Below are 24,238 nucleotides of genomic sequence, written 5' to 3' on the forward strand. Positions count from 1 at the left end.
TTAAAACCTCCTAACACTACTTTTTACTTGTTAACCTTGCTTCATTACCTTCTATTAATCTCTTGATATTGGCTTTATGCCTATAGAAAGTAAAACCTGTAACCAAAAGTGACAGAACCATGGCCTCAATACCTATATTCCCTTTGCCAGAATAAAAAATAATAATCATAATAGGAATCGAGGCTGTCATAATAAGAGAGCTAATCGATACAATTCGTGTTATTGCAAATGTTATCAAGAATAGTGCTGCTCCTATTAAAAACAAACGATAATCTATTCCGATTAGTGTTCCTGCTGTGGTTGCAATACCTTTTCCCCCTTTAAAATGAAAGAATAGAGGAAAACTATGTCCTAAAACAGCACCTATGCCACTATAAAACGCAATCAAAATAGTTGCATCTGAATGATTTGGTGAAAACAGCAATTTTGCCACATAAATAGCTATAATTGCTTTAAGTATATCAATGAGTAAAACAAGAAATCCTGCTTTTTTTCCTAATACACGAATGGTATTAGTTGTTCCTGCATTACCGCTACCTTGTGTTCTAATATCAATGCCTTTTAATTTACCACATAATATTGCTGATTGCACACCACCAAAAAGATACCCAATAAGTAATGCCCCTAATCTATACATTTTTATTCTTTCGCCCCTTTTTCTCTTACAATAAATCGAAGTGGTGTGCCCTTAAAACCAAAGGCTTCTCTCATTTGATTTTCGATATAACGTTGGTATGAAAAATGCATTAGTTCTTTATCATTTACAAAAATAACAAATGTAGGCGGTTTGATACTTACTTGTGTCATATAGAAAATTTTAAGTGGCTTACCTTTATCACTTGGTGGCTGATTCATAGCCATTGCTTCATATAATACATCATTTAAAACACCTGTACTAATACGTTGGGACTGATTTTGTGCAATTGCATAAATTGTATCAAATAATTTAGGAATACGTTGACCTGTTAAAGCTGAAATGAACATACATGGTGCATACTGCATATAAGCTAATGTATTTGTAATCTTTTTCAAATAAGCATTCATTGTTTTATCATCTTTTTCAATGGCATCCCATTTGTTAACAACAATAATACAACCTTTTCCTGCCTCATGCGCCATACCTGCTATTTTAGTATCTTGTTCTGTAATTCCCTCTTCTGCATCAATAAGAATCAGAACTACATCTGCACGATCAATAGCTGCTATTGTACGGATAATGCTATACTTTTCAATGTTTTCTTTGATTTTACTACGTCTTCTAATACCTGCAGTATCAATGAGTACATATTCTTGACCTTCAATAGTCACTTCTGTATCTACAGAATCACGTGTAGTTCCTGCTATATTACTTACAATAACACGTTCTTCTCCTACAATTTTATTAACTAAAGAAGACTTTCCTACATTTGGCTTACCAATAATCGCTACTCTTATTTTATCATCTTCTTCTGCTTCTGCATCTTCATCTGGGAAATAGCTTACTACTTCGTCAAGCATGTCTCCTAAATTTAAAGCTTGTCCAGAAGAGATAGGAATAGGTTCACCAAGTCCTAGGTTGTAAAATTCATACATGCCCATTGTTTGATGAACCATATCATCGACCTTATTCACTACTAAAACAACTGGTTTGTGTGACTTTCTAAGCATATTAGCAACGTGAGTATCTGCATCTGTCATACCCGTCTTTACATCCACCAAGAAGATAATCACATCCGCTGATTCAATAGCCGCTTCTGCCTGTCTTCTCATCTGACTTAAGATAATATCTGTACTATCTGGCTCAATACCACCTGTATCAATAATAGTGAATTTATGATTAAGCCATTCTACTTCTCCATAAATACGGTCTCTTGTTACACCTGGTGTATCGTCTACTATTGACGTTTTTGATTTTGTTAATCTATTAAATAAAGTAGACTTTCCTACATTAGGTCTACCTATTACAGCAACAATCGGTTTACTCATTTATCTTTCTCCTTTTAATATTAATTTAAAATCTTTAGCTTATCTAAAGTACCTTTTTTCTAATGTACTGATAATCCCTAATTCTGTCAAGAGTCTCCACCTATTCTCAAAAAAGTCACGTTATTTTAAGCACATAAATGCACCTAATGTTCCTCTTTTACCTTGAGTTTTTCTGTGTGAAAAGAATAAATCTGAATGACAACACGTACAGATTTGGCTTTGAATGATATTTTCCGTTAAAATCCCTGCTTCAAGAAGTATCCTTTCATTACATGCCCATAAATCAATATGATACTTATCATCATATTCATGGGAAATAATAAATGATGCTCCTGGAAACTGATTACTAAATTGGTCTGCCACCTCAGCACCTACTTCAAAACAGCATGAGCCTATAGATGGCCCTATAGCCACTTGAATGTCACTAGCCAAAATACCTTCCTTTTCCCATAACTCAATCATCTTCTTTCCAATTCTACCTACGGTTCCTCTCCATCCGGCATGAGCCATACCTATCATACCATATTTAGGTGCATAAAAAAACAGGGGAACACAATCTGCATAGTGTGTCACTAATGTGACCCCCTTCTCTCTTGTATAAATGCCATCTTTACTTTTCCACTTGTTAGGTTGTGTAATACCATTCCCTTTATCTTCTTGAGTCACTTTTGCAATTTCCAATTCATGTACTTGTTTAGATAGCACAAGCGAATCCAGTGTTACTTCTAGTGCATCACATACTCTCCTATAATTTTCTATAACGCTTGTTTCTTTATCACCTCTATTAAAACCAAGATTTAAGCTGGACCACTCCCCCTCACTTACACCACCTGTTCTAGTAGTAAAACCATGTACTAAAGCTTCGTTTTCCCATGGTGTAAAAATTAGGTAAGTTAACTCTCCTTTTGTAATAAACTTAAATGATGCTAAATCTATCATGCCAAATCCTCCTAAAATGCCGCTTCTAAATGTGTTATGCTAGTTTCCAAGATTTCAATCACATCAAAGCGACTTGCTACTTCATAACCTATCTTTGTTCTTAAATAGTACATAGCCGTACGTAAGATGTGCTGTCTTTTCTTATAATCAACTGCTTCTCTTGGATAACCATAATCTACTCTTTTTCTATATTTTACTTCTACAAATACAATATATTCATCATCCTTAGCAATGATGTCAATCTCACCGAAACGACACCTATAGCTATGTTCCAAAATCGTATAATGCTTAGCTTCTAAATAAGCTATTGCTAATAGTTCATATTGTGTTCCTAGTAAACGCTTATTACTTATGCCCTCTCGTTTTGGCGTAAAGCTCATCCATATCACCTACAAATACTAAGACTTTTGCTACAAGCTCATATAGTTCTGTTGGAATTTGTTCTCCTACTTGTAACTCTGCTAAGATTGTAGCCAACTTCTTGTCTTCATAAACAGGCACATGATGTTTTTTAGCTTCTTCCAGTATATTTTCTGCTACTTTTCCACTTCCACTAGCAACAATAGTAGGTGCATTCATATCTTCTTGATAAGATAAGGCAACAGCTTTCATTCTTTGCTTTTTTTTCATTACGCCCTCCTTATGCTTTAAGGTCCATATGATAAAGTCCTGTATATATTTCTTCCTTAAGTCTATTATCCTTCAATAATTTAACTTGTAATTGATTTAAATGATATCCTGAACTACCTAATTCTTCAGATAATTGTTCTAATGAAGACTCTATTTGCTCTTTCATTGTTTGAGTTTCAACTTTAAGTGTCATATTAACAGCATCTTTTATTTGCTCTATATGTACTTCTACTTTACGCAAAAAGGGCATATTGAGTGCCATTACAATATACATCCGTTCATCGCTATTGCCTTGCTTTTTCTTTGGTTTAAAAAAATAAAGTTCACCCGTGTTTTCTTGATTATTAAAAACCATAGGAAAACAAAAGTACTGCGCTTCTATATTATACTTTTGAACAACTTGAAACATCTGATGTACTTGCTGCAACTTTTCTTTTCCTTCTTCAGAAAGATCTAATTTCCCTAAATGCTCTAGAATTGCTTCTACACGTTCACTTGTCCCTGTAATTTTTTCACTTTCTTTTATATGGTTATTTATTTGTTTGATATCAACTTCAAGGTAACTTTTAAAAATGGCCTCTGCAAGTGTTTTTAGTACTTTTTCATAAAAAATTTCCGGCTGTCCCCTAAAATAGTCATTTACTTTCTGCTCCAATCGAAACTCTTCCATAGAAATTGATGAAACCCAATCTTTTAAAATCACTTCAGCCGAGCGGGACTGTGCAGGTGAACCATCAACTAATCTATTTTCTTTTAAGGACTTACTTTCCTCATACTTTCCTGTCTGTTCATCAATCAAACTTGCTTTTATTGCTTTTTCTAATTGTTCTAGCGACAATGCATGACCAAAATCATGTACTACATTCTCGAGTTGGTTCATGTTTTTCATGCCCTCTAGTATACCTTTAAAGGCTTCAGTTATTCCCTTTATTCCCTCCGATTTTAAATATGAAAGCTGCTCTATATCTTTTAATACTAATGGCACTTCACTTGATTTTAAATTGACAAGCATTTCTGTTGGTAAATCATAAGTTTTATGTCCTTGAAAAATGGATAAAAGGCTTTCTTTATTCAAAGGTAATTGCTTCTCTATAAACTGTCCGATAATATTTTTCATTTCTATTTGATTAGGTAATTTCAACTCACTCATAATTTTATCAATAAGTTGACCATTTGATAAAGTTTCAGGTATTTTAGGTTGTAATATAAGCTTTTGATTTTCTTTACCCACTACCACAAAAGAAAGTAATTTGCCTATATCCACAGCATCTAATAGATTAACAGGCACGCTTATACCATTCCCTAATTTTAATACAGTACCATTCTCGGCTTCTATTAATGTCCCCTCAATATAATCTCCTGGTTGTAACTTTGCTAGTAAATGACTTATATCCCTACTAGTTGAAGAGGCTTCATAACCAGCTGGCGTCGCTTCTGTTAACGGATTAAACCTTAAAGTTTCATTAATCAAAATATCCCCTCATTCTTTAAAAATGATTTACGATGCAATGGCGTAATACCATAATTTCGTATTGCTTCATAATGTTTTTGACTACCATAACCTTTATTATTTTCCCAGTCATACTTGTCATAGGTGTTGGCATAAGCTTTCATCATTCGATCTCTTGTCACCTTTGCAATCACACTAGCAGCTGCTATACTAGCACTTTTGTCATCACCACCTATAATAGCTTCTTGTCTTATTTGAATCTTTGGAATCACTTTATCACCATCTACTAATACCCTATCATAGTCCATCTTAAGCTCACTTAAGGCATGTCTCATTGCTTCAAAAGTAGCTTGTAAGATGTTAATCTCATCAATGCGATCAGCATCTACGATTCCTATACCAATCCCTAAAGCATTGGACTGAATTTGATCATAGAGCTTCTCTCTTTTGGGTTCTGTTAATTTTTTTGAATCCTTTAATCCTACAAGATTTGTATCATAAGGCAAAATAACAGCAGCTGCCACTACTGGTCCTGCTAAAGGTCCTCTGCCAACTTCATCTATTCCTACAAGGATATACTGATTATCATGAAATATGCTATCAAATTCGCACTTAAGTTGCCATAAAGCTAGTTCATTTTCATAAGTCTGTATTTTTCTTTTATATTTATCAATTAACTTAATAACGCCACTACGTGTATCTATTTCATATGCTTTTAATTCTTCTTTTAGCGACTCTATACTTAAGTTATTTAACAATTGATCTAATTCTTTTATATTCAAATTCACCCCACCTATTCTACTACTCCTATGCGTTGTAAAGGAAAAATTCTAAACCCAGCTTTTGCAATAATTGCAGTCCTTGGAATAGGACCAAATACTCTACTATCTTTACTATTAATTCGGTTATCTCCCATCATAAAATAATAGCCTGAGGGTACTTTATAAGGAAAGTCTATGACTGAACCTGAATAAAGATATGTTTTTGTTGTTTCATCTAAATATCTAGATTCATCTATAGCCTTTCCATTAACATGAACCTCATTATTAATAATATCTATGATATCTCCTGGCAAGCCTATAACACGCTTAATCAAATGATCTTCTTCGTACGTAAATACAGCAATCTCTCCTCTTTCAGGATTTCTATAATAATAAGGAATACGATTAACAATAAGATGATCTCCAGGATAAATGGTATGCTTCATAGATTCTGTAGGAATTCTTGTATGACTTATAATAAAACTTGAAATTAATAGTGCAGTTAATACAGCAAGCATAGGCTCTTTTATCATTTCTATTATTTTTCTTACTTTAGTGTAATACCTGTTCATCCTCTGCACATCTCTTTCTTCTACTCTCTATTTAAGTAAACCTATTTGATTAAATGGATATATTTTTATCCATGCCTTACCATATATTTTATCTCTAGCAATTGCTCCTAAATAACGGCAATCTTGACTCTGCGCCCGGTTATCTCCCATTAAGAAATAATGATCTTCTGGTACAGTATAAGGAAATGTTACATGGTCAGATCCAGGATAAGGTTCCGAACTCATTCCTGCTGCTAAATAGGCAGATTCATCTATTGCTTCATCATTGACATAAACCTGTCCTTCTCTAATATCAATTATATCCCCTGGTAAACCTATGACACGCTTTACCCAACTTTCTTCCCCTTGTTTAAATACAACGATTTCTCCCACCTCAGGATTACGATAATAATAGGGTACCATGGTAGTTAGAATATGATCTTGCTCATTAATGGTACTAACCATAGAAGGAGTTGGAATCTTATTATGGCTTACAATAAATGATGTAAACAATAAAGCAACTAATACAACTAAAACTAACTCTTTTATAAACTCTACACATCCTTTGATGCTATATAATACTTTACTCATCTTTTCACATCCTTTTCGCTATGTATTCTTTTAAGATTTATTTCATAGGTCCTATCTGATTAAATGGATAAATACGAAAAATAGGTGTTCCCACTATTTCATCTCTTGAAACAGCACCTATATATCTAGAATCTTTACTATCCATCCTATTATCACCCATTAAAAAATAATGATCCTCTGGAACCTTATATGGAAACTCTACAGGTTCATCCCATGGCGAATTAGGTGTAGAAATTCCTGTATTTTTTAAATAAGTCTGTTCATCATAGAATACATCATTAATGTAAACATCACCTTCACGTATATCAATTATATCTCCTGGCATACCTACCACACGTTTCACCCACATTTTATCTTCTTGATGAAAAACTACAATTTCACCTCTATTAGGATTTCTATAATAAAATGGGATAGGTGAAACTAATATGCGATCATTAATATTCAATGTGCTAATCATAGAACCAGATGGAATCTTATTTTGACTCAATATAAAGCTAAAGAACAATAAGCAAATTAAAACTACAATAGCTATTTCTTTTATCATTTCTATAATTGTCTTTAATCTAAATCCCCCATCATGCATCTTATCACTTCTTTTCTACTCTTTATCTTTCCTAGGCACTTCTACTGTTACACGTCCCCATTTACCACTACGAAATTCATCAATAATGGTTTGAGCTGTACGCAATTCATCTAACTCCCCACCCGCTATTATCAAACCTCTTTTTAAGCCAATAGCCTTAAAAGCTTCATAAGCCTCTACTGGTAAATTCATTTTATAGCGCTGTTCAATCTGTGCTTTAAACAATGTACTTCCTTCTTCAAGTAAATGAATAGCTAACTGTCTATTATCTAAAATATTATCATTGATAGAACCAATATACGCTAAATGACGTGCCACCATTTGATCTTCAAACTTAGGCCACAAAATACCTGGCATATCTAAAAGTTCAAAGCCTTTCTTAATTTTAACCCATTGTTTACCACGTGTAACTCCTGGCTTATCACCTGTCTTAGCTGTCCCTTTGCCAACTAAAGAGTTAATAAATGTAGATTTACCAACATTAGGAATTCCTACAATCATGGCACGTATAGGACGATAAATCCTTCCTCTCGCACGATCACGCTCTATTTTTTCCTTTAATAAATCTTCTGCAATTTTAGTTACTTCCTTAATACCTTTTCCCGTAGTCGCAATAATAGGTACCACTTTCACATTATGTGCACTATACCATTTGATCCATTCTTTTGTAATTGATTCATCTGCTAAATCTGCTTTGTTTAAAATAATAATACGCATTTTATTTTGTGCAAGCTTATCAATATCTGGATTTTTTGTACTATAAGGTGCTCTTGCATCTAAAAGTTCAATAACAATATCAACAAGCTTAATATTTTCTTCTATTAATCTTTTTGTTTTGGTCATATGACCTGGATACCACTGTATATTCATTCTGTCTATCACCTTTATGAAATCTATTTTATCTTTACTAGTTTTATTATAGAGATGTTAATCTTGCTTCTCAATATATTTTTACAATAAATATATTTTTAGACTTATAAATAATAAAAAAAGGACTATAAAAGTCCTTTTTTTATTATTTGATTAATTCTTTAACTTTAGCGTTTTTACCAACACGTTCACGTAAGTAGTTAAGTTTAGCTCTTCTAACTTTACCTAAACGAACAACTTCAATTTTTTCAATGTTTGGTGAATGAAGTGCCCAAGTTTTTTCAACTCCTACACCGTAAGACATTCTTCTAACTGTGAATGTTTCACGAACACCACCATTTTGTCTTTTTAATACGATACCTTCGAACATTTGGATACGTTCTCTTTGACCTTCTTTGATTTTAGCATATACACGAATTGTGTCACCTACGTTAAATGAAGGTACTTCTGCTTTAAGTTGAGCGCTTTCAATTTCTCTAATAATTGGGTTCATATTTAATTCTCCTTTTTTCTCAGATGTTCTTAACAAGATCTTTGACAGCGGACCATCCGTAATAACACTACATATTATAACATGTCTTGATTTTCATTGCAAACCTTTTTTGCATAAGCTTCAATAAAAGCTCGTTCCTTAGGGGTTAATTTAGCTGTTTCTAGTAATTCAGGACGTTTTTTATAAGTATTAATAAGAGACTCTTGTCTACGATGCTCTGCAATCTTTTGGTGATTTCCTGACAATAATACAGGTGGTACTTCTTTTCCTCTAAAAACAGCAGGACGTGTATAATGATAATATTCTAAAAGTCCATCACTAAAAGACTCTTCCTCAAAAGATTCTTGTTTACCTAAAACACCAGGTAATAATCTTATGATGCTATCTGCTATCATAACAGCAGGCAACTCTCCTCCAGTTAAAACAAAGTCACCAATAGAGATTTCATCTGTAACAATTTCATCAATAACACGTTGATCTATTCCTTCATAATGTCCACATAAAATAACAATATTTTCTTCTTTTGAAAATTCTTCGGCCAGTTGCTGATTCCATACTTTTCCATGTGGTGTCATATAAAGAATGCGCATTGACTCCCCTTCTGCTTTACTACGAATATGTTCATAACAATCATACACTGGTTGAGCCATCATAAGCATACCCGCACCACCACCATAAGGATAGTCATCTACTTGATGATGTTTGTTATTAGCAAAATCTCTTATATCTACTGCTTCTAGTTCAACTAATCCACTTTTTCTTGCTCTGCCCATAATACTATAATCAAACAAGGTATTAATGGTTTCTTTAAACAGGGTCATAACTGTTATTCGCATAATTCTTCAAGTCCTTCTAAAAGTGTCACATGCATTTTATTTTGTTTAACATCAACAGATTTGATTACTTGTTTGATTGCTGGAAGCAATAAATCCTTGGCTCTATCTTCTTTTCTAACAGCATAAACATCATTACTTCCTGTGTAAATCACATCTACAATTTCTCCTAAATAGCGTTCTTCATCATAAGTATACACTTGCATACCATATAAATCTGCGATGTAATATTCATCTTCTTCCAGAGGTAAACTATCCTTACGATCTATTTTTAATAAAGCGCCCTTAAAGAGTTCCGCTGTTGTCATATCATCTATACCTTTTAATTTAAGAAGAACCATTCCTTTATGATAACGTACACTTTGAATTTCATATGATTCAAGTTTTTTTCTTTCTACATAAATCTCTTTTAATTGTTCAAAACGAGTAGGATCATCAGTACTAGGCATTACTTTTAACTCACCCTTAACCCCATGTGTATTTACTATTTTTCCTACAATAAACATTTCATTCATTTTATTCATCCTCTACTTTCATCATTTATAAATTTTCATAAATGATAGGTTAATCAATAACTTATGAAAACTCACAAACGTCTTATTCCTAGTATAGCCATAAATTATTTATCCTATATGACATCATTATTAAACAAATTTATTTTTCAACTTTTGGATAGATAAATAGGCTAGGGATATACCCTAACCTATTCTAAAATATCCACTACAACTTTTTTAGATGATTGAGCTGTAGTTGCTTTAATTATTGTTCGAATTGACTTAGCAATTCTTCCTTGTTTACCAATTACTTTTCCCATGTCCTCAGGGGCCACCTTTAGTTGTAAGATAATTTTGTCCTCTTCCTCTACTTGAGACACAGAAACTTGCTCTTTATTGTCTACTAATTCTGTAGCAATCATACGTAATAAATCTTCCATAAGACTTGCCCCCTTAGAAAAGTATTATTGAATACCAGCTTTTTTAAGTAAATCTTTTACTGTATCTGTTGGTTGAGCACCAGTTGAAAGCCACTTTTCAGCTGCTTCTTTATTAATGCTTAACTCATTTGGTTCTTGACATGGATTGAAGTATCCAATCTCTTCGATAAATCTACCATCTCTTGGAGAACGAGAATCAGCTACAACGATTCTGTAGAAAGGAGCTTTCTTTTGTCCCATTCTTTTTAAACGAATTTTTACTGCCATAATATTTTCACCTCTTAAATTATTTTAAAATTTATTTACATAAAAGGAAATTTAAATTTACCTTTTTTGCCTTTCATAGCACCTGAGAATTGCTTCATCATACCTTGCATCTGTTCAAACTGTTTAATCAGTCTGTTGACCTCTTGTAAGTCACGTCCTGAACCTTGTGCAATACGTTTTTTACGACTCATATTTAGAAGGCTAGGATTTAGTCTTTCTGCTTTTGTCATTGATAAAATAATTGCTTCAATGTGCGCCATTTGCTTTTCATCCACTTGACCTTGGATTTCATTTAGCTTTGCAGCATTCATTCCAGGAATCATACCCAAGAGTTGACTAATAGGCCCCATATTCTTAATTTGCTGCATTTGTTCAAGAAAATCTTCAAAGTTAAACTCTGCTTTTCTAAACTTCGCTTCAAGCTCTTTTGCTTTTTTCTCATCAATATTTTGTTGTGCCTTTTCGATAAGTGTTAGTACATCTCCCATACCTAATATACGAGAAGCAATACGTTCCGGATGGAAAGGTTCTAAGTCATTTAACTTTTCTCCCATTCCCACGAACTTAATAGGTTTATTAGTGACTGCCTTAACAGATAAAGCAGCACCACCTCGGCTATCACCATCTAACTTGGTCATAACAACACCATCAAGGCCTAAAGTCTGATCAAAAGATTCAGCAACATTTACTGCATCTTGACCTGTCATTGCATCTACTACAAGTAGGATTTCTTGCGGTTTCACTAATGCTTTGATATTCTTTAGCTCGTCCATTAATACTTCATCTATATGCAAACGACCTGCTGTATCGATAATAACAACATCTAAGTTATTTTCTTTAGCATAGTTCACACCAGCTTGTGCAATATCAACTGGATTCTTATCACTTCCCATTGAAAAAACAGGAACATTGACCTGCTTACCCACTTTTGTTAATTGATCAATAGCTGCTGGTCTATAAACATCACAGGCTACTAAGAGTGGCCTTTTACCTTGTGACTTGATATGACTACTTAATTTGGCACTAGTAGTCGTCTTACCTGCACCTTGAAGACCTACCATCATAATAACAGTAATACCTCTTGGAGCAAAATTTATTTTACTTTGGGTCGAACCCATTAAGTTAATTAACTCTTCATTAACAATCTTAATTACTTGTTGACCTGGAGTCAAGCTCTCCATGACTTCATGTCCAACAGCTCGCTCTTCAATGGTTTTAATAAACTGTTTCACCACTTTAAAGTTAACATCCGCTTCCAATAAAGCTAGTTTTACTTCTCTAAGCGCTAACTTTACATCTTTATCTGAAAGCTTTCCTTTACCTTTTAGCTGTTTGAAGACATCTTGTAGTTTGGTTGATAATTGATCAAAGGCCATATCCGTCCTCCTAAATCTTATTGATTAATTTATCTACTAGCGTAATGACCTTGTTTACACTATTCGCTTTTTCATCCTTTAAGTCACTAGCTAACGTCTGGCATAAAGCTTTTATATCACTCAATACTTTTTGCTCTGCTTGATATTTTGCAAATAAAGCTAGCTTGTTTTCATAATCTAGTAATTTCTGCTCTGCTTTTTTAATAGTATCAAAAGCACTTTGCCTGCTAATATCATGCTGCTCAGCTAATTCTCCTAAAGAAAGATCTTCAAAATAATATTCTTTTAATAAATCCCTTTGCTTATCAGTAAGTAGTTCCTGATAAAAATCGAACAAATAGGTAATCACCACAAATTTTTCCATGATTTACTCCCAAACACTGTCAGTCACTTTTACTTTACACTAGTTAGTATAGTAAAAACCTTGTTACTTGTCAACCTTTTTATTAAATCCTTCTTTTAGTTTATGATTCTTTAAACAAGGCTGTAGCAAAAGTTTCTGCATCAAATGGTTGAAGATCATTTATTTGCTCTCCTACGCCAATATACTTAACAGGTACTTTTAGCGATTCATAAATACCTACAATAGCTCCACCTTTAGCTGTACCATCTAATTTGGTCAGAATAATACCATTAATATCTGCCACTTCTTTAAATAACTTTACCTGCTGAATAGCATTTTGACCTGTTGTTGCATCTAAAACAATCAAAATCTCTTTTTTAGCTTCAGGATATTCTCTCGCTATAATACGTGAAATTTTTTCTAGTTCCTTCATTAAATTTGTTTTATTTTGTAATCTACCTGCTGTATCGCAAATAAGCACATCACTTTTACGTGATTTAGCTGCTGCAATAGCATCAAATACAACGGCTGCCGCATCTGTACCTTCTTCATGCTTAATGAGGTCCACGCCTGCACGATTTACCCATACTTGAAGCTGTTCTATAGCTGCTGCTCTAAAAGTATCTGCTGCTGCAACGAGTACTTTTTTATGTTGGCTCTTAAATAGATGTGACATTTTTCCAATCGAAGTTGTTTTTCCTACACCATTTACACCAATAACCAAAATAACTGTAGGTCCATTAGGATTTAATATCTCTTCTCTAGGCTGATCTGTAAGTAACTTTGTAATAATTTCTTGTAATGCTACTTTTAAGGCACTAGGTTCTGTTATTTTTTCTTGTTTTACTTTTTCTTTAAGACTCTCCATAATATGAAGTGTCGTTTCAACACCAAAGTCTGCCATTATTAATGCTTCTTCTAATTCTTCATAAAGGTCTTCGTCGATATGTCTAAAATTACTTAATACATCATCTACACCTTTTAAAATACTATCACGTGTTTTAGTAAGTCCGCTAAAAAGACGTTTAATAAACCCCTTCTTTTCTGTTTCTTCACTTTGAGCTTGTTTTTCTTCACTTAACTTGGTTGCATTCTCAACCTCTTCTTCATCCGTTTTAGCTAGCGCTTCATCATTTGTTTCCAAATCAGCTTCTAATATTTCCTCTAAAACTTCTATTTTATCGACACTTACCTCGTCATTTACTAACACATCGGCTGAGCCCATCGTTAATTTTTCAGTTGTTTCTTTTAATATTTCCTCTTGTACTTCTTCTGCTTTCTCTTTTTCTTCTAGAACTTCATCCTCGACTAATAATTCTTGCTCTAATTTCTCTTCTTGAACACTAGACGCATTGATTTGCTCTTCTTTATTTTTACCAAAAAACTTTTTTAAAAAACTCACTGTTTAACCTCCTAACTCGTCTTCTTTTGATCAATATATTGACTAACATCCTCTAACTGAATAGAAAGAATTGTTGAAACCCCTCTTTCTTGCATGGTCACGCCATATAAAGTATGTGCTCTTTCCATTGTACCTTTTCTATGTGTAATAACAATGAATTGTGTTTCTCTCGATAAACTCTCTAAATAATTAGCAAAGCGTAAAACATTGGCATCATCTAGAGCCGCTTCAATTTCATCTAGTACACAGAAAGGTGATGGTTTTAATTTTAAAATACCAAAAATAAGTGAAATCGCTGTTAAAGTTCTTTCACCACCTGAAAGTAAAGTCATGTTCTGAAGCTTCTTTCCTGGTGGTTTGGCAATGATTTCAATTCCTGACTCTAAAATATTTTCTTCATCAAGTAACTTCAAATATGCTTCACCACCTCCAAATAATTCTTTGAAAACATGAGTGAAATTCTCGGCAATGATAGCAAATTGGGTGATGAAAATATCTTTCATCTGCTCCATTAATTCATTAATCAATTCAATGAGTGATTGTTCAGCTTTTTCTATATCTTCCTTTTGCTTTGTTAAAAACTCATAGCGTTCTTTAGTTTCTCTAAACTCTTCTACTGCATTAACATTAACATTTCCTATTTGTTTAATCTGACCTCTTACATCTACTGATTGCTTTTTAAGATCAGTAATAGATATATTTTCTAAGCGGTATGGTAATGCATGTGTGAACGTAAGTTCATATTGTTCCCACATACTATTCCCCCAATTCTGCTTTTGAAGTTCACTATTTTGCTTTTTATTTTCAAGACGATATTTTTCCTCTTTCAATAAATTCATTTGTTCTGACATTGTAGTGATTTCATCTGATAGTTGAACTTGTTTTTGTTCTAATAATACTTTTTGTTCATCTAATTGTTTTCTTTCTTTTTGCTTAATAACAACTTCTTCATTAAGTAGTTTAATCACTTCTTTGACTTTTTCATTTTCATTAATTAATTGTTGTATTTCCATTTGATAGCGTTCAATCGTTTCACTTAAATGAGCATTTTTTTCGTCTTGACCATTAATATCAGCTTCTAATTCATTCATCTGATCTATCATATAATTAATATTTTGTTCTGTATTTGAAAGGCTTATTTTTTTATCAGTCAATGCCTTTTCTAAGACCTCTCGTCTACCTTTTGAATCCGCTAATTGCTTCTCTAAATCAGCAATTTGTAATTCATCATCATTAATCGTTGCTTTCAAATCCCGTAATTTTTCTTCCGCCTGCTCTTTTCCTTGTTTAATCACTTCAATAGATTCATCAATATTATTTCGCTCTGTTATAAGTTGAAGCTGATTATTTTTAGTGAGTTTTAATGCATGAGCATTTTTCTCCCATTCTAGCCCATAATTTTTAATGGCATCACTTATTTGTATATATCTTACTTCTGTGCTTTCATACTGAGTCAGTTTTTCTTCTAACTCTTTTGTAAGCATGACTAAGACTTTTTCTTTCTCTTCTTCTTCTTTTGCTAAGTGCTTCAGTTTCTGCTCTAATTCTTTCATCTCTCTAGCACGAGAAAATAAGTTGTTACTTTGATTTTTCATACTTCCACCACTCAAAGAACCACCACTATTAAACACCTCACCTTCTAAAGTGACAATTTTGTATTTATAGTGGTACTTCTTTGCAATACGTGAAGCATTCTTCATATCATTAACAATTAAAATACGTCCTAATAAAGATGAAATAACATTTTCATATTTTTTATCATAAGAAATAAGTTCACTTCCTAAACCTAGGAACCCTACTTCTTCAGATAAACCTTTTTCTTGCATAGGAAAAGCCGGCTTAATCGTATCTAATGGTAAGAAAGTCACACGAGAAATACCTCTTTGCTTCATAACTTGAATCATATTTTTGGCATCATCTTCTTTATCTGCTACTAGATTTTGAATAGAACCGCCTAGCGCTGTCACTATAGCAATCTCGTAGTCTTTTGGCACTTCCATTAACTCACCTACTACACCAACTATCCCTTGCCATTTATTAGGGTCACCTTTCACAACATTTAAGACTTGCTTAACACTACTAAAATAACCCTCATGTTCTTCCTTAAGATGTTCAAACCACTTATATTGCCTTTCAGCTTGCATCTTATTTTGTTTAACCGTATTGAGCTCATTTTCACATTGTATCTTCTGAGACATTAACTGTCCTTTATCTTTTTCCATCGCCTCTAAGGAAGATTTTAAACTGGCTTGTTGCACAGTTGCCTCTGCTTGATTCTTCTCAAGTACCTTGCAACTAACTTCTTGATGTTGAATCTCGCTATTGAGTATAGCTATTTGTTCTAAAATTTGTTCTTTACGATAGTCTAATTGTGCTTCAACACCGTCATTTTTTTTAACTTCAGCTTCGAAAACATCAATTTCTCTCATCTTATTAAAAAGCTCTTGCTTTGATTCACTAATACTTCCTTCTAAATGACTAAGCTCCTCCATAAGAAGATTAATTTTCTCTTCTTCTTGCTCAATAATAGCCATCTTAGAGGCTTTTTCTAATTCCAAAGCTGTACGCTTTGTTTCTAAAAAAGACCGTTTTTCTATCTTAGATTCATGCGCATTAGTTTGATTCTTTTGATCTTCATAAACCTGCTCTAGTAACCTCTCAATGTTAACCTTTTTTTCAGCATTGATTGTCAATTGGCTTTGTTTACGCTCCTGGTCTTTTTCTTTTTCTGAAATAGCTTCAATCAAATTCTCTGTTTGATGATATAACTCATCTCTTTGCTTTTTATAGGAATCATTTAATTCACACTTAGACAGATACTGAGTATTTTTATCTTTTAGCTCTTCATCAGTTGCTATCATTTTACAAGATAGCTCCTGAATTTCTTTTTCTAAGCGCTCAATCTCATAGATAAATATATTGATGTCTATTCCCTTTAATTCATCTTTTAACCTTAAAAACTGAGTTGTTTTCCCAGCTTCTCTTTCTAAAGGTGATAATCTATTTTCAATCTCACCAATAATATCTTGTAGTCTAGTCAGATTTTCTCTTTGTTTTTCTAATTTTCTTTCTGCTTCTTGACGCCTTACCTTGTATTTATAAATGCCAGCAGCTTCTTCAAAAAGCGTTCTTCTCTCTTCTGGCTTGGAACTAAGCACTCTATCAATTTGACCTTGTCCGATAATAGAATAACCATCTTTTCCTATTCCTGTGTCCATAAACAATTCTTGGACATCTTTTAATCGACAAGAACTCCCATTGATAAAATACTCACTTTCTCCAGAACGATACACTCTTCTTTTGATTACAATCTCCGTATAAGCAATACGAACAGTTTCATCTGGGTTTTTAATAGTCAAAGCTACTTCTGCATAGCCCAGAGATTTTCTTTTCTCTGTTCCTGCAAAAATAATATCTTCCATTTTACTACCCCTAAGACTCTTTGCACTTTGTTCACCTAGCACCCATCTGATAGCATCTGCCACATTGCTTTTACCACTTCCATTTGGACCTATTACACCGGTAATTCCCTTTGGAATATTTAGCTTGACAGCATCACCAAAAGACTTAAAGCCATGTATCTCTATCTTATCTAGATACATATTTCACCTCAATTTTTATAATTATTCAATGCTTTTTTAGCAGCATCTTGTTCTGCTTCCTTTTTACTTTTACCAATACCACGCCCTAAACTTATTGTATCATGATAAACTTCCACATAAAAATATTTATCATGATCTGGGCCTTCTTCTCCAACTACTTCATAATGAATAGGAGCATTGCTGACCTTTTGAATACATTCCTGGAGGAGTGTTTTGTAGTCAGTATACAGATCCTCTAGAGAAGCAACTTGTTCTACTTGTGCAATCAACGTATCTGTCAAAAAACACTTAGCCTCATTAAATCCACCATCTAAGAAAAGAGCTCCAGTTAATGCTTCAAATCCGTCTGCCAAAATAGAAGCACGTTCTCTTCCACCTGTCATTTCTTCTCCTTTTCCTAACAGAATATACTCGCCCAATCCAATAAATCTTGCCATTTTAGCTAAAGAAGCTTCACATACAATGCTAGCTCGTATTTTAGATAAATCACCCTCTGGCATTTCAGGATGCTTTTTAAATAAATATTCACTAATAATCAAGTCCAAAATAGCATCCCCTAAAAATTCCAAACGTTCGTTGTCTTTTACCCTTTCATTTCTATGCTCATTTGCATAAGAACTATGGGTTAAAGCCTCTTCTAAAAGATTGCTATTGGTAAAGGTATAGCTTAACTTTCTTTGCATTTCATCTAGTACTATACTCTTGTTAGCTTTTTGTACCTTTTTACTCATTTTGACAATTCTCCTTTAATATACGAAAAGCCTCGCTAAGCGAGGCTTTTTTGTTAGTCTAATCCTTTTTGATCTTTAATGTATTCTACTACATCACCGACAGTAGATACTTTCTCAGCTTCTTCATTAGAAATTTCCATTTCAAACTCTTCTTCAATTGCCATAATCACTTGAAATACATCTAATGAATCTGCATTTAAATCATCAGTGAAAGATGTTAATAAAGTAATTTCGTCCTCCGAAATATTAAACTGTTCACTAATTATCTGTTTTACTTTATCGAATACCATTGTTCAACACCTCTTATAAACATTTATATTTTGATGATAGTATATACAACTTTTATAGTCAATATTAATTTACATTTTCCTCAAATTTATCCTTTATTTTATCTACAAGCCCATCTTTTATGAAACCTTCCGTCTGTATTAAGGTGCTTAAAATTTCTTGAGACTTGGAACTTCCATGTGTTTTAACAATTAGTCCATTAACACCTAAGAAAGGCGCCCCACCTTTAGTAGCATAGTTGAATTTCTCTTTAATTTCTCCTATACCTTTTTTCATAAGTACAGCTGCAAGTTTAGTTTTTAAACTTTTTAAAAATTGAACTTTAAGCATACCTAAAATCCACTTTCCAAAGCCTTCCATAAATTTAAGAATAATATTTCCCGTAAACCCATCACATACAAGAATATCTACTTTTCCTAAAGGAATATCACGTGCTTCTACATTACCACAGAAATTAATTGAGGCATCAGCATCTAAAAGCTTATATGCTTCTTTCGTTAACTGATTGCCTTTTTCTTCTTCTGTCCCAATGTTAACAAGCCCTACTTTAGGTGATTTAATTTGCATACATTGCTCCATGTAAACAGTTCCCATACGCGCAAACTGATTAAGATAAGTTGGCTTTGCATCTACATTAGCACCACAATCAATCAATAAAGCACAGCCCGTTTCAGTTGGGATAAAAGGAGCCATAGCTGGTCTTTCCACTCCTTTAATACGTCCTACAATAAGTGTTGCACCTGTCAAAAGAGCACCGGTACTACCTGCACTCACAAAGCCATCCACTTGCTTTTCTTTGACTAATTTAAGTCCTACGACCATAGAGGAGTTCTTTTTTTGTCTAATAGCTGCAACAGGACTATCCCCCATCTCAATGACTTCATCTGCATGTACAATTTCTATCTTAGATGCGTCATATGTATAGGCAGCTAGTTTTTCCTTAATGACATCTTCCTTACCTACTAAAACGAGGGTAGATTCTAACTTTTCTGCCGCTAACACGCATCCCTTAACAATCTCATCAGGTGCATGATCGCCACCCATGACATCTATAGCTATTCTTGACATATGCATCACCCTTATCTTTCTCACAATTTAAATCAAATATACAAAAAGACAGCTAAAAGCTGTCTTTTTTAAAGCATTAGTCTACTTTTACTACAACACGGTTTGCATAAGAACCGCAAGCTTTACATACTCTATGTGGCATCATTAATTCACCACATTTTGGACATTTTACTAAGTTAAGTGGAGAAAGTTTCCAATTTGCTTGTCTTTGGTTTCTTCTGGCTTTAGAAGTTTTTCTTTTTGGTACTGCCATTTCTACACCTCCTCTTGTTACTACTCTTCACTTTGAGGGTGAAAAATATTTTTTAAACTTTCAAGTCTAGGATCAATATCATTCTTTTCACAATTACAAGATTGCTTATTCAAATTCTGACCACAAGTTTTGCAAATACCTTTGCAATTGTCATCATGTAAACCTTTCATTGGTACGTTCAGATAAATTGCTTCGGTTATAGCATCTTCTAAGTCAATTTCAGATCCAGTTACTTGAACGATATCCTCATCTTCATCATCCAAAAACTCTTCAGATGAATATTCCTTATATAAGTCTGCTTGTAAGGCATGTTTATACTCTTCCAAGCAACGATCGCATAAAAGTAAGACTGTTGTAGTAACATGTCCTTTTACTAAATAACGGTTACCCGACTTAGTAGCAACACCTTCTACAAAAGCCATACAATCAAGTACATCATGTACAGGATTGATTCCTTTTAAGGATACACGCTGTTCACCTTTGAAAGTTACTTCGGACTTTTTATTAAGTTCATGGATATTAATCTTCATTTTTTCACTCCATTAAGTAACACTTCTGTAATTATACCTACTTGACTTATATTTGTCAATGACTTATTTTGCAACTAATGTTACAGTGTCTCTAGCAATCATAAGTTCTTCATTTGTAGGAATTAAAAGCATTTTTACTTTTGATGTTTCTTTTGTTAGGTCTCTTTCCACACCACGGCATTTGTTTTTCTCAACATCAAGGTCTACGCCTAACCATGTTAACATATTAGCGATTTCTTCACGCATAATAGCATTATTTTCACCAAGGCCACCTGCAAAACAAATCGCATCTACACCATTCATAAGTGCTGCATAAGCTCCAATATAGGATACTACGCGATGTTGATATGCATCCATTGTAAATCTACAAGCTGGATCGCCTGCAACAACACCATCTTCAATTTCACGGAAGTCACTTGATAAACCAGATAAAGCATCTACACCAGATTTTTTATTTAAAATGTTATCCATTTCTTTAGCTGATAGACCTTCTTTTTCCATTAAGAAAGTAACAATAGCTGGGTCGATATCACCTGAACGTGTTCCCATTACAAGTCCAGCAAGTGGTGTGAATCCCATTGAAGTTTCAACTGATTTACCACCATCCACAGCACAAACACTTGCACCATTTCCTAAGTGACAAACAATTATTTTTGTTTCTTCAAGTGGTTTTCCTAACATTTCAGCTGCTTTTTGTGATACATATTTATGAGATGTACCGTGGAAACCATACTTACGAATACCGTATTTTTCATAGTATTCTTGTGGAATAGCATACATATAAGTTGCTTTATCCATTGTTTGATGGAAAGCTGTATCAAATACTGCTACCATAGGCACGTTTGGCATTAATTCACGACATGCGTCAATACCAAGTAAGTTAGCTGGATTGTGAAGTGGAGCAAGTGCGCTACATTCTTCAATTGCTTTTTCTACTTCATCTGTAATCACTACAGATTGATTGAATTTCTCTCCACCATGAACAACACGGTGACCTACTGCTGAAATTTCTTCTGGTTTAACACAAGCTGTTTCACCTTCTGTAAGCATAGAAAGCATTTTTGCTAAAGCCACTTTATGGTTTGGAAAATCTACCATTACTTTTACTGAGTCTTGACCTTCAGTTGTATGTTTGATAAAAGAACCATCGATTCCAATTCTTTCACAAATTCCTTTGGCAATAACAGATTCATTTTCCATGTTTAATAATTGATACTTTAATGAAGAACTTCCACAGTTTACTACTAATACGTTCATTTTTTACACTCCTTAAGTTATATTAATTGTCTTTTAGTTACCTTGGGCTTGTACAGCTGTAATAGCAACAACACCCACAATATCTTCTGCACTACAACCTCTTGACAAGTCATTAACTGGTTTAGCAATGCCTTGTGTAATTGGGCCATAAGCTTCTGCTTTTGCAAGTCTTTGTACAAGTTTATAACCAATGTTACCTGCATCAAGGTCTGGAAATACAAGAACATTTGCTTTTCCTGCCACATCACTATTTGGCGCTTTAGCACTACCTACTGATGGCACAATAGCAGCATCTAATTGTAATTCACCATCTACTTTAAGTTGTGGTGCTTCTTCTTTTGCAATACGAGTTGCTTCAACTACTTTATCTACGTCAGCATGTTTTGCACTGCCATATGTAGAATGTGAGAGCATACCTACTACTGGCTCTTCTCCAACTAATTGAGCAAAACTTTTAGCTGAGCTTTGTGCAATTGCTGCAAGTTCTTCTGCACTTGGATTTTGGTTAAGGCCTGCATCTGAGAAGATAAAAGTACCGTTTGAACCATATTCACAGTCTGGTACAACCATAACAAAAAATGCTGAAACAAGTTTTGTACCTGGCGCTGTTTTTAAAATTTGAAGTGATGGTCTAAGTACATCTGCTGTTGCATGAATCGCACCAGCTACCATCCCATCTGCCATTCCTTGTTTTACCATCATTACGCCAAGGAATAATGGATCTCTATGAAGTAATTGACTTGCTTTTTCAGTTGTCATTCCTTTTTTCTCGCGAAGCTTTACAAGTTCTGTAATATAAGCATCCATTTGTTCAAAAGTTTCTGGGTTAATAATAGTTGCACCAGTTAAATCTAAGCCTTCAGCTTTGTTAGTAATTGCTGTTTCATCACCAATTAAGATAACATCTGCAATCCCTTCAGCTAAAACTTGATGTGCAGCTTTAAGTGTTCTTATATCAGATGTTTCTGGAAGAACGATTGTTTTTTTATCGCTTTTTGCTCTTGCTTTAATATTTTCAATAAAAGACATTTAAATAACCCCTTTCAATTTTTACTTTCAATTACCCTCAACCTCTATTATATGCAATGTATCTCGTGTATACAAGAGTGAAATAAAAATTTATTTGTTTTTTCGCCTTTATCTATTAAGATTTTTAGTATAAAATCAGTAATTGATAAAAATATTTCAAGGAGGTTCCAATGCATATTGTTGGTATTATTGCTGAATACAATCCTTTTCATAACGGTCATCTCCATCAAATTGTTTCTACTAGAAAACAAACACATTGCGATTATATCGTAGTTGCTATGAGTGGCAACTTTACACAACGAGGTGAGGCTGCTATTGTTGATAAGTTTGTACGCACACAAATGGCCTTAAAAGCAGGAGTTGATCTTGTCTTAGAGCTTCCTGTCCCCTTTGCAACAGCTAGTGCTGAACGATTTGCTCAAGGTGCTGTTTCTTTATTTCATCAAACTGGTATTGTTGAAACGCTTTCTTTTGGTAGCGAATGTGGTGATACGACTTTACTAGAATTGATTGCAAAACGTTTAGAAACACCTTCCCCTACTTTTAATGCATCATTAAAAAAGCATTTAAAAGAAAGCTACAGTTTTCCTAGAGCTAGAGAACAAGCCTTACTAGAAGATTTAAAAACCCTAGAGCTCGACTCAGAAATTTACACTTCACTCTTAGAACTTATTAGGAGCCCTAACAATATATTAGGAATTGAGTATATCAGAGCCATAGAGCATTTTAGTACTACTATTCAACCTTTTACAATTAAACGTTTAACAGCAGGTTATCATGACCCCTTACTCTATCCTCAGATTGCTTCGGCTACTGCTATCCGTACACACCTAAGTAATGGCTACTCTTCAGAACTAGTCGCATGCATGCCCTCTACCACTTATGAACTCTTAGATAATACTTCATATCATCAACCCGATATGGATATCTTAACACCTTTCTTACATCACAAATTTATGTTTTCCAACAAGAAGGATTTATATTCTTTATGGGACATTCCAAATGATCTTATTAACACTTTTTTAAACAACTATACTTCCTTTGAATACCTTTCAGAATTGGTTAAAGCATGTACTTCTAAAACTTACACCTCTGCTACTGTTAGACGTGCGCTATTACGTTTGCTCCTTGATATTCAAGATGAAGCCCTAAAACAATTCGAGGCCATTTCTTGGATTCCTTATATTCGTGTTTTAGGTTGTAAAAAAGAGTCGGCGGCCATTTTGAAACACTTAAATTATTCTGCAAATCGTCCCATTATCACTAACCTTAGTAGAGTTTATGCGGACCTTGATCCTTTAAGTAAACAACTTATTGATTATGAATTGAATGCTACAAAACTTTATCATTATCTAACTAAGCAACCTAAATTGTACAATCAAGACTTTACTCAAGGTTTTTTGATGCTTTAAATGAATAAAGGTGCTATCTTATGATAGCACCTTTATTCATTGTTATTTTTTGTCCAAGCTCAACATATACTAACTTATAG

At 33.7% G+C, this 24,238-nt stretch carries 28 protein-coding genes; 1 reads left to right on the forward strand and 27 read right to left on the reverse strand.

What is annotated here, in order from left to right:
• Window positions 1-16: 16 nt before the first annotated feature.
• The 27 genes from plsY to pta form a co-directional block, all read right to left on the reverse strand.
• Window positions 17-637, reverse strand: a complete 621-nt coding sequence (gene plsY, locus EKH84_RS14130; RefSeq protein WP_127066802.1) for a glycerol-3-phosphate 1-O-acyltransferase PlsY — start codon at window positions 635-637, stop codon at window positions 17-19.
• A gap of 2 nt (window positions 638-639) precedes the next feature.
• Window positions 640-1,965: a ribosome biogenesis GTPase Der gene (gene der / locus EKH84_RS14135; protein ID WP_013657293.1), complete on the reverse strand. Its 1,326-nt coding sequence runs from the start codon at window positions 1,963-1,965 to the stop codon at window positions 640-642.
• A gap of 120 nt (window positions 1,966-2,085) precedes the next feature.
• Window positions 2,086-2,904, reverse strand: a complete 819-nt coding sequence (gene pgeF / locus EKH84_RS14140; protein WP_127066803.1) for a peptidoglycan editing factor PgeF — start codon at window positions 2,902-2,904, stop codon at window positions 2,086-2,088.
• A gap of 11 nt (window positions 2,905-2,915) precedes the next feature.
• On the reverse strand, window positions 2,916-3,284 hold the full coding sequence (locus tag EKH84_RS14145; RefSeq protein ID WP_013657295.1) for a YraN family protein: 369 nt from the start codon (window positions 3,282-3,284) through the stop codon (window positions 2,916-2,918).
• The gene (locus tag EKH84_RS14150; RefSeq protein WP_013657296.1) at window positions 3,250-3,534 is read right to left on the reverse strand and encodes an EscU/YscU/HrcU family type III secretion system export apparatus switch protein; all 285 of its coding nucleotides are present in this window, start codon (window positions 3,532-3,534) and stop codon (window positions 3,250-3,252) included. Before EKH84_RS14150 ends, EKH84_RS14145 begins: the two co-directional genes overlap by 35 nt.
• 10 nt (window positions 3,535-3,544) lie before the next feature.
• On the reverse strand, window positions 3,545-5,005 hold the full coding sequence (gene fliK / locus EKH84_RS14155) for a flagellar hook-length control protein FliK (RefSeq protein WP_127066804.1): 1,461 nt from the start codon (window positions 5,003-5,005) through the stop codon (window positions 3,545-3,547).
• Window positions 5,002-5,772: a ribonuclease HII gene (locus EKH84_RS14160; protein ID WP_410496739.1), complete on the reverse strand. Its 771-nt coding sequence runs from the start codon at window positions 5,770-5,772 to the stop codon at window positions 5,002-5,004. Before EKH84_RS14160 ends, fliK begins: the two co-directional genes overlap by 4 nt.
• A 5-nt stretch (window positions 5,773-5,777) precedes the next feature.
• Entirely contained in the window at window positions 5,778-6,317 is a 540-nt protein-coding gene (gene lepB, locus EKH84_RS14165; protein WP_127066806.1) for a signal peptidase I, read from the reverse strand.
• Between the two features lie 27 nt (window positions 6,318-6,344).
• Entirely contained in the window at window positions 6,345-6,887 is a 543-nt protein-coding gene (gene lepB, locus EKH84_RS14170) for a signal peptidase I (RefSeq protein ID WP_127066807.1), read from the reverse strand.
• A 37-nt stretch (window positions 6,888-6,924) separates the two neighbouring features.
• Entirely contained in the window at window positions 6,925-7,470 is a 546-nt protein-coding gene (lepB, locus tag EKH84_RS14175) for a signal peptidase I (protein WP_127066808.1), read from the reverse strand.
• Window positions 7,471-7,485: 15 nt separating this feature from the next.
• Complete coding sequence (gene ylqF / locus EKH84_RS14180; RefSeq protein WP_013657302.1) at window positions 7,486-8,340, reverse strand: ribosome biogenesis GTPase YlqF; 855 nt, start codon at window positions 8,338-8,340, stop codon at window positions 7,486-7,488.
• 145 nt (window positions 8,341-8,485) lie between these two features.
• Window positions 8,486-8,833, reverse strand: coding sequence for a 50S ribosomal protein L19 (gene rplS / locus EKH84_RS14185; RefSeq protein WP_127066809.1), 348 nt, complete (start codon window positions 8,831-8,833; stop codon window positions 8,486-8,488).
• A 74-nt stretch (window positions 8,834-8,907) separates the two neighbouring features.
• A complete protein-coding gene (trmD, locus tag EKH84_RS14190; RefSeq protein ID WP_127066810.1) occupies window positions 8,908-9,669 on the reverse strand; it encodes a tRNA (guanosine(37)-N1)-methyltransferase TrmD in 762 nt (253 codons plus the stop codon).
• On the reverse strand, window positions 9,660-10,181 hold the full coding sequence (rimM, locus tag EKH84_RS14195; RefSeq protein WP_013657305.1) for a ribosome maturation factor RimM: 522 nt from the start codon (window positions 10,179-10,181) through the stop codon (window positions 9,660-9,662). The genes trmD and rimM overlap by 10 nt, the downstream gene beginning before the upstream one ends.
• Window positions 10,182-10,369: 188 nt before the next feature.
• On the reverse strand, window positions 10,370-10,600 hold the full coding sequence (locus EKH84_RS14200) for a KH domain-containing protein (RefSeq protein WP_013657306.1): 231 nt from the start codon (window positions 10,598-10,600) through the stop codon (window positions 10,370-10,372).
• Between the two features lie 24 nt (window positions 10,601-10,624).
• On the reverse strand, window positions 10,625-10,867 hold the full coding sequence (gene rpsP / locus EKH84_RS14205; protein WP_127066811.1) for a 30S ribosomal protein S16: 243 nt from the start codon (window positions 10,865-10,867) through the stop codon (window positions 10,625-10,627).
• Window positions 10,868-10,902: 35 nt separating this feature from the next.
• Entirely contained in the window at window positions 10,903-12,243 is a 1,341-nt protein-coding gene (gene ffh / locus EKH84_RS14210; RefSeq protein ID WP_013657308.1) for a signal recognition particle protein, read from the reverse strand.
• A 10-nt stretch (window positions 12,244-12,253) separates the two neighbouring features.
• Window positions 12,254-12,607, reverse strand: a complete 354-nt coding sequence (gene ylxM / locus EKH84_RS14215) for a YlxM family DNA-binding protein (protein WP_207669741.1) — start codon at window positions 12,605-12,607, stop codon at window positions 12,254-12,256.
• Window positions 12,608-12,707: 100 nt separating this feature from the next.
• Entirely contained in the window at window positions 12,708-13,616 is a 909-nt protein-coding gene (ftsY, locus tag EKH84_RS14220) for a signal recognition particle-docking protein FtsY (RefSeq protein WP_410497294.1), read from the reverse strand.
• A 383-nt stretch (window positions 13,617-13,999) separates the two neighbouring features.
• Window positions 14,000-17,590, reverse strand: a complete 3,591-nt coding sequence (gene smc, locus EKH84_RS14225; protein WP_127066814.1) for a chromosome segregation protein SMC — start codon at window positions 17,588-17,590, stop codon at window positions 14,000-14,002.
• Between the two features lie 8 nt (window positions 17,591-17,598).
• Window positions 17,599-18,321 (reverse strand): ribonuclease III, encoded by a 723-nt coding sequence (rnc, locus tag EKH84_RS14230; protein WP_013657312.1) that lies wholly within the window; start codon window positions 18,319-18,321, stop codon window positions 17,599-17,601.
• Between the two features lie 53 nt (window positions 18,322-18,374).
• Complete coding sequence (acpP, locus tag EKH84_RS14235; protein ID WP_013657313.1) at window positions 18,375-18,611, reverse strand: acyl carrier protein; 237 nt, start codon at window positions 18,609-18,611, stop codon at window positions 18,375-18,377.
• 64 nt (window positions 18,612-18,675) lie between these two features.
• Window positions 18,676-19,677, reverse strand: a complete 1,002-nt coding sequence (plsX, locus tag EKH84_RS14240) for a phosphate acyltransferase PlsX (protein WP_013657314.1) — start codon at window positions 19,675-19,677, stop codon at window positions 18,676-18,678.
• A 76-nt stretch (window positions 19,678-19,753) separates the two neighbouring features.
• On the reverse strand, window positions 19,754-19,930 hold the full coding sequence (gene rpmF / locus EKH84_RS14245) for a 50S ribosomal protein L32 (protein WP_013657315.1): 177 nt from the start codon (window positions 19,928-19,930) through the stop codon (window positions 19,754-19,756).
• A gap of 20 nt (window positions 19,931-19,950) precedes the next feature.
• A complete protein-coding gene (locus EKH84_RS14250) occupies window positions 19,951-20,460 on the reverse strand; it encodes a YceD family protein (protein ID WP_127066815.1) in 510 nt (169 codons plus the stop codon).
• A gap of 63 nt (window positions 20,461-20,523) precedes the next feature.
• Complete coding sequence (locus tag EKH84_RS14255; RefSeq protein ID WP_013657317.1) at window positions 20,524-21,717, reverse strand: acetate/propionate family kinase; 1,194 nt, start codon at window positions 21,715-21,717, stop codon at window positions 20,524-20,526.
• A gap of 33 nt (window positions 21,718-21,750) precedes the next feature.
• Window positions 21,751-22,746: a phosphate acetyltransferase gene (gene pta, locus EKH84_RS14260; RefSeq protein ID WP_127066816.1), complete on the reverse strand. Its 996-nt coding sequence runs from the start codon at window positions 22,744-22,746 to the stop codon at window positions 21,751-21,753.
• 170 nt (window positions 22,747-22,916) lie between these two features.
• Between pta and EKH84_RS14265 the strand changes: the two genes are divergently transcribed.
• Complete coding sequence (locus EKH84_RS14265) at window positions 22,917-24,158, forward strand: nucleotidyltransferase (protein ID WP_127066817.1); 1,242 nt, start codon at window positions 22,917-22,919, stop codon at window positions 24,156-24,158.
• The last annotated feature ends 80 nt before the right edge of the window (window positions 24,159-24,238 follow it).

The sequence above is a fragment of the Cellulosilyticum sp. WCF-2 genome (assembly GCF_003990395.1).
Lineage (GTDB): Bacteria > Bacillota > Clostridia > Lachnospirales > Cellulosilyticaceae > Cellulosilyticum > Cellulosilyticum lentocellum.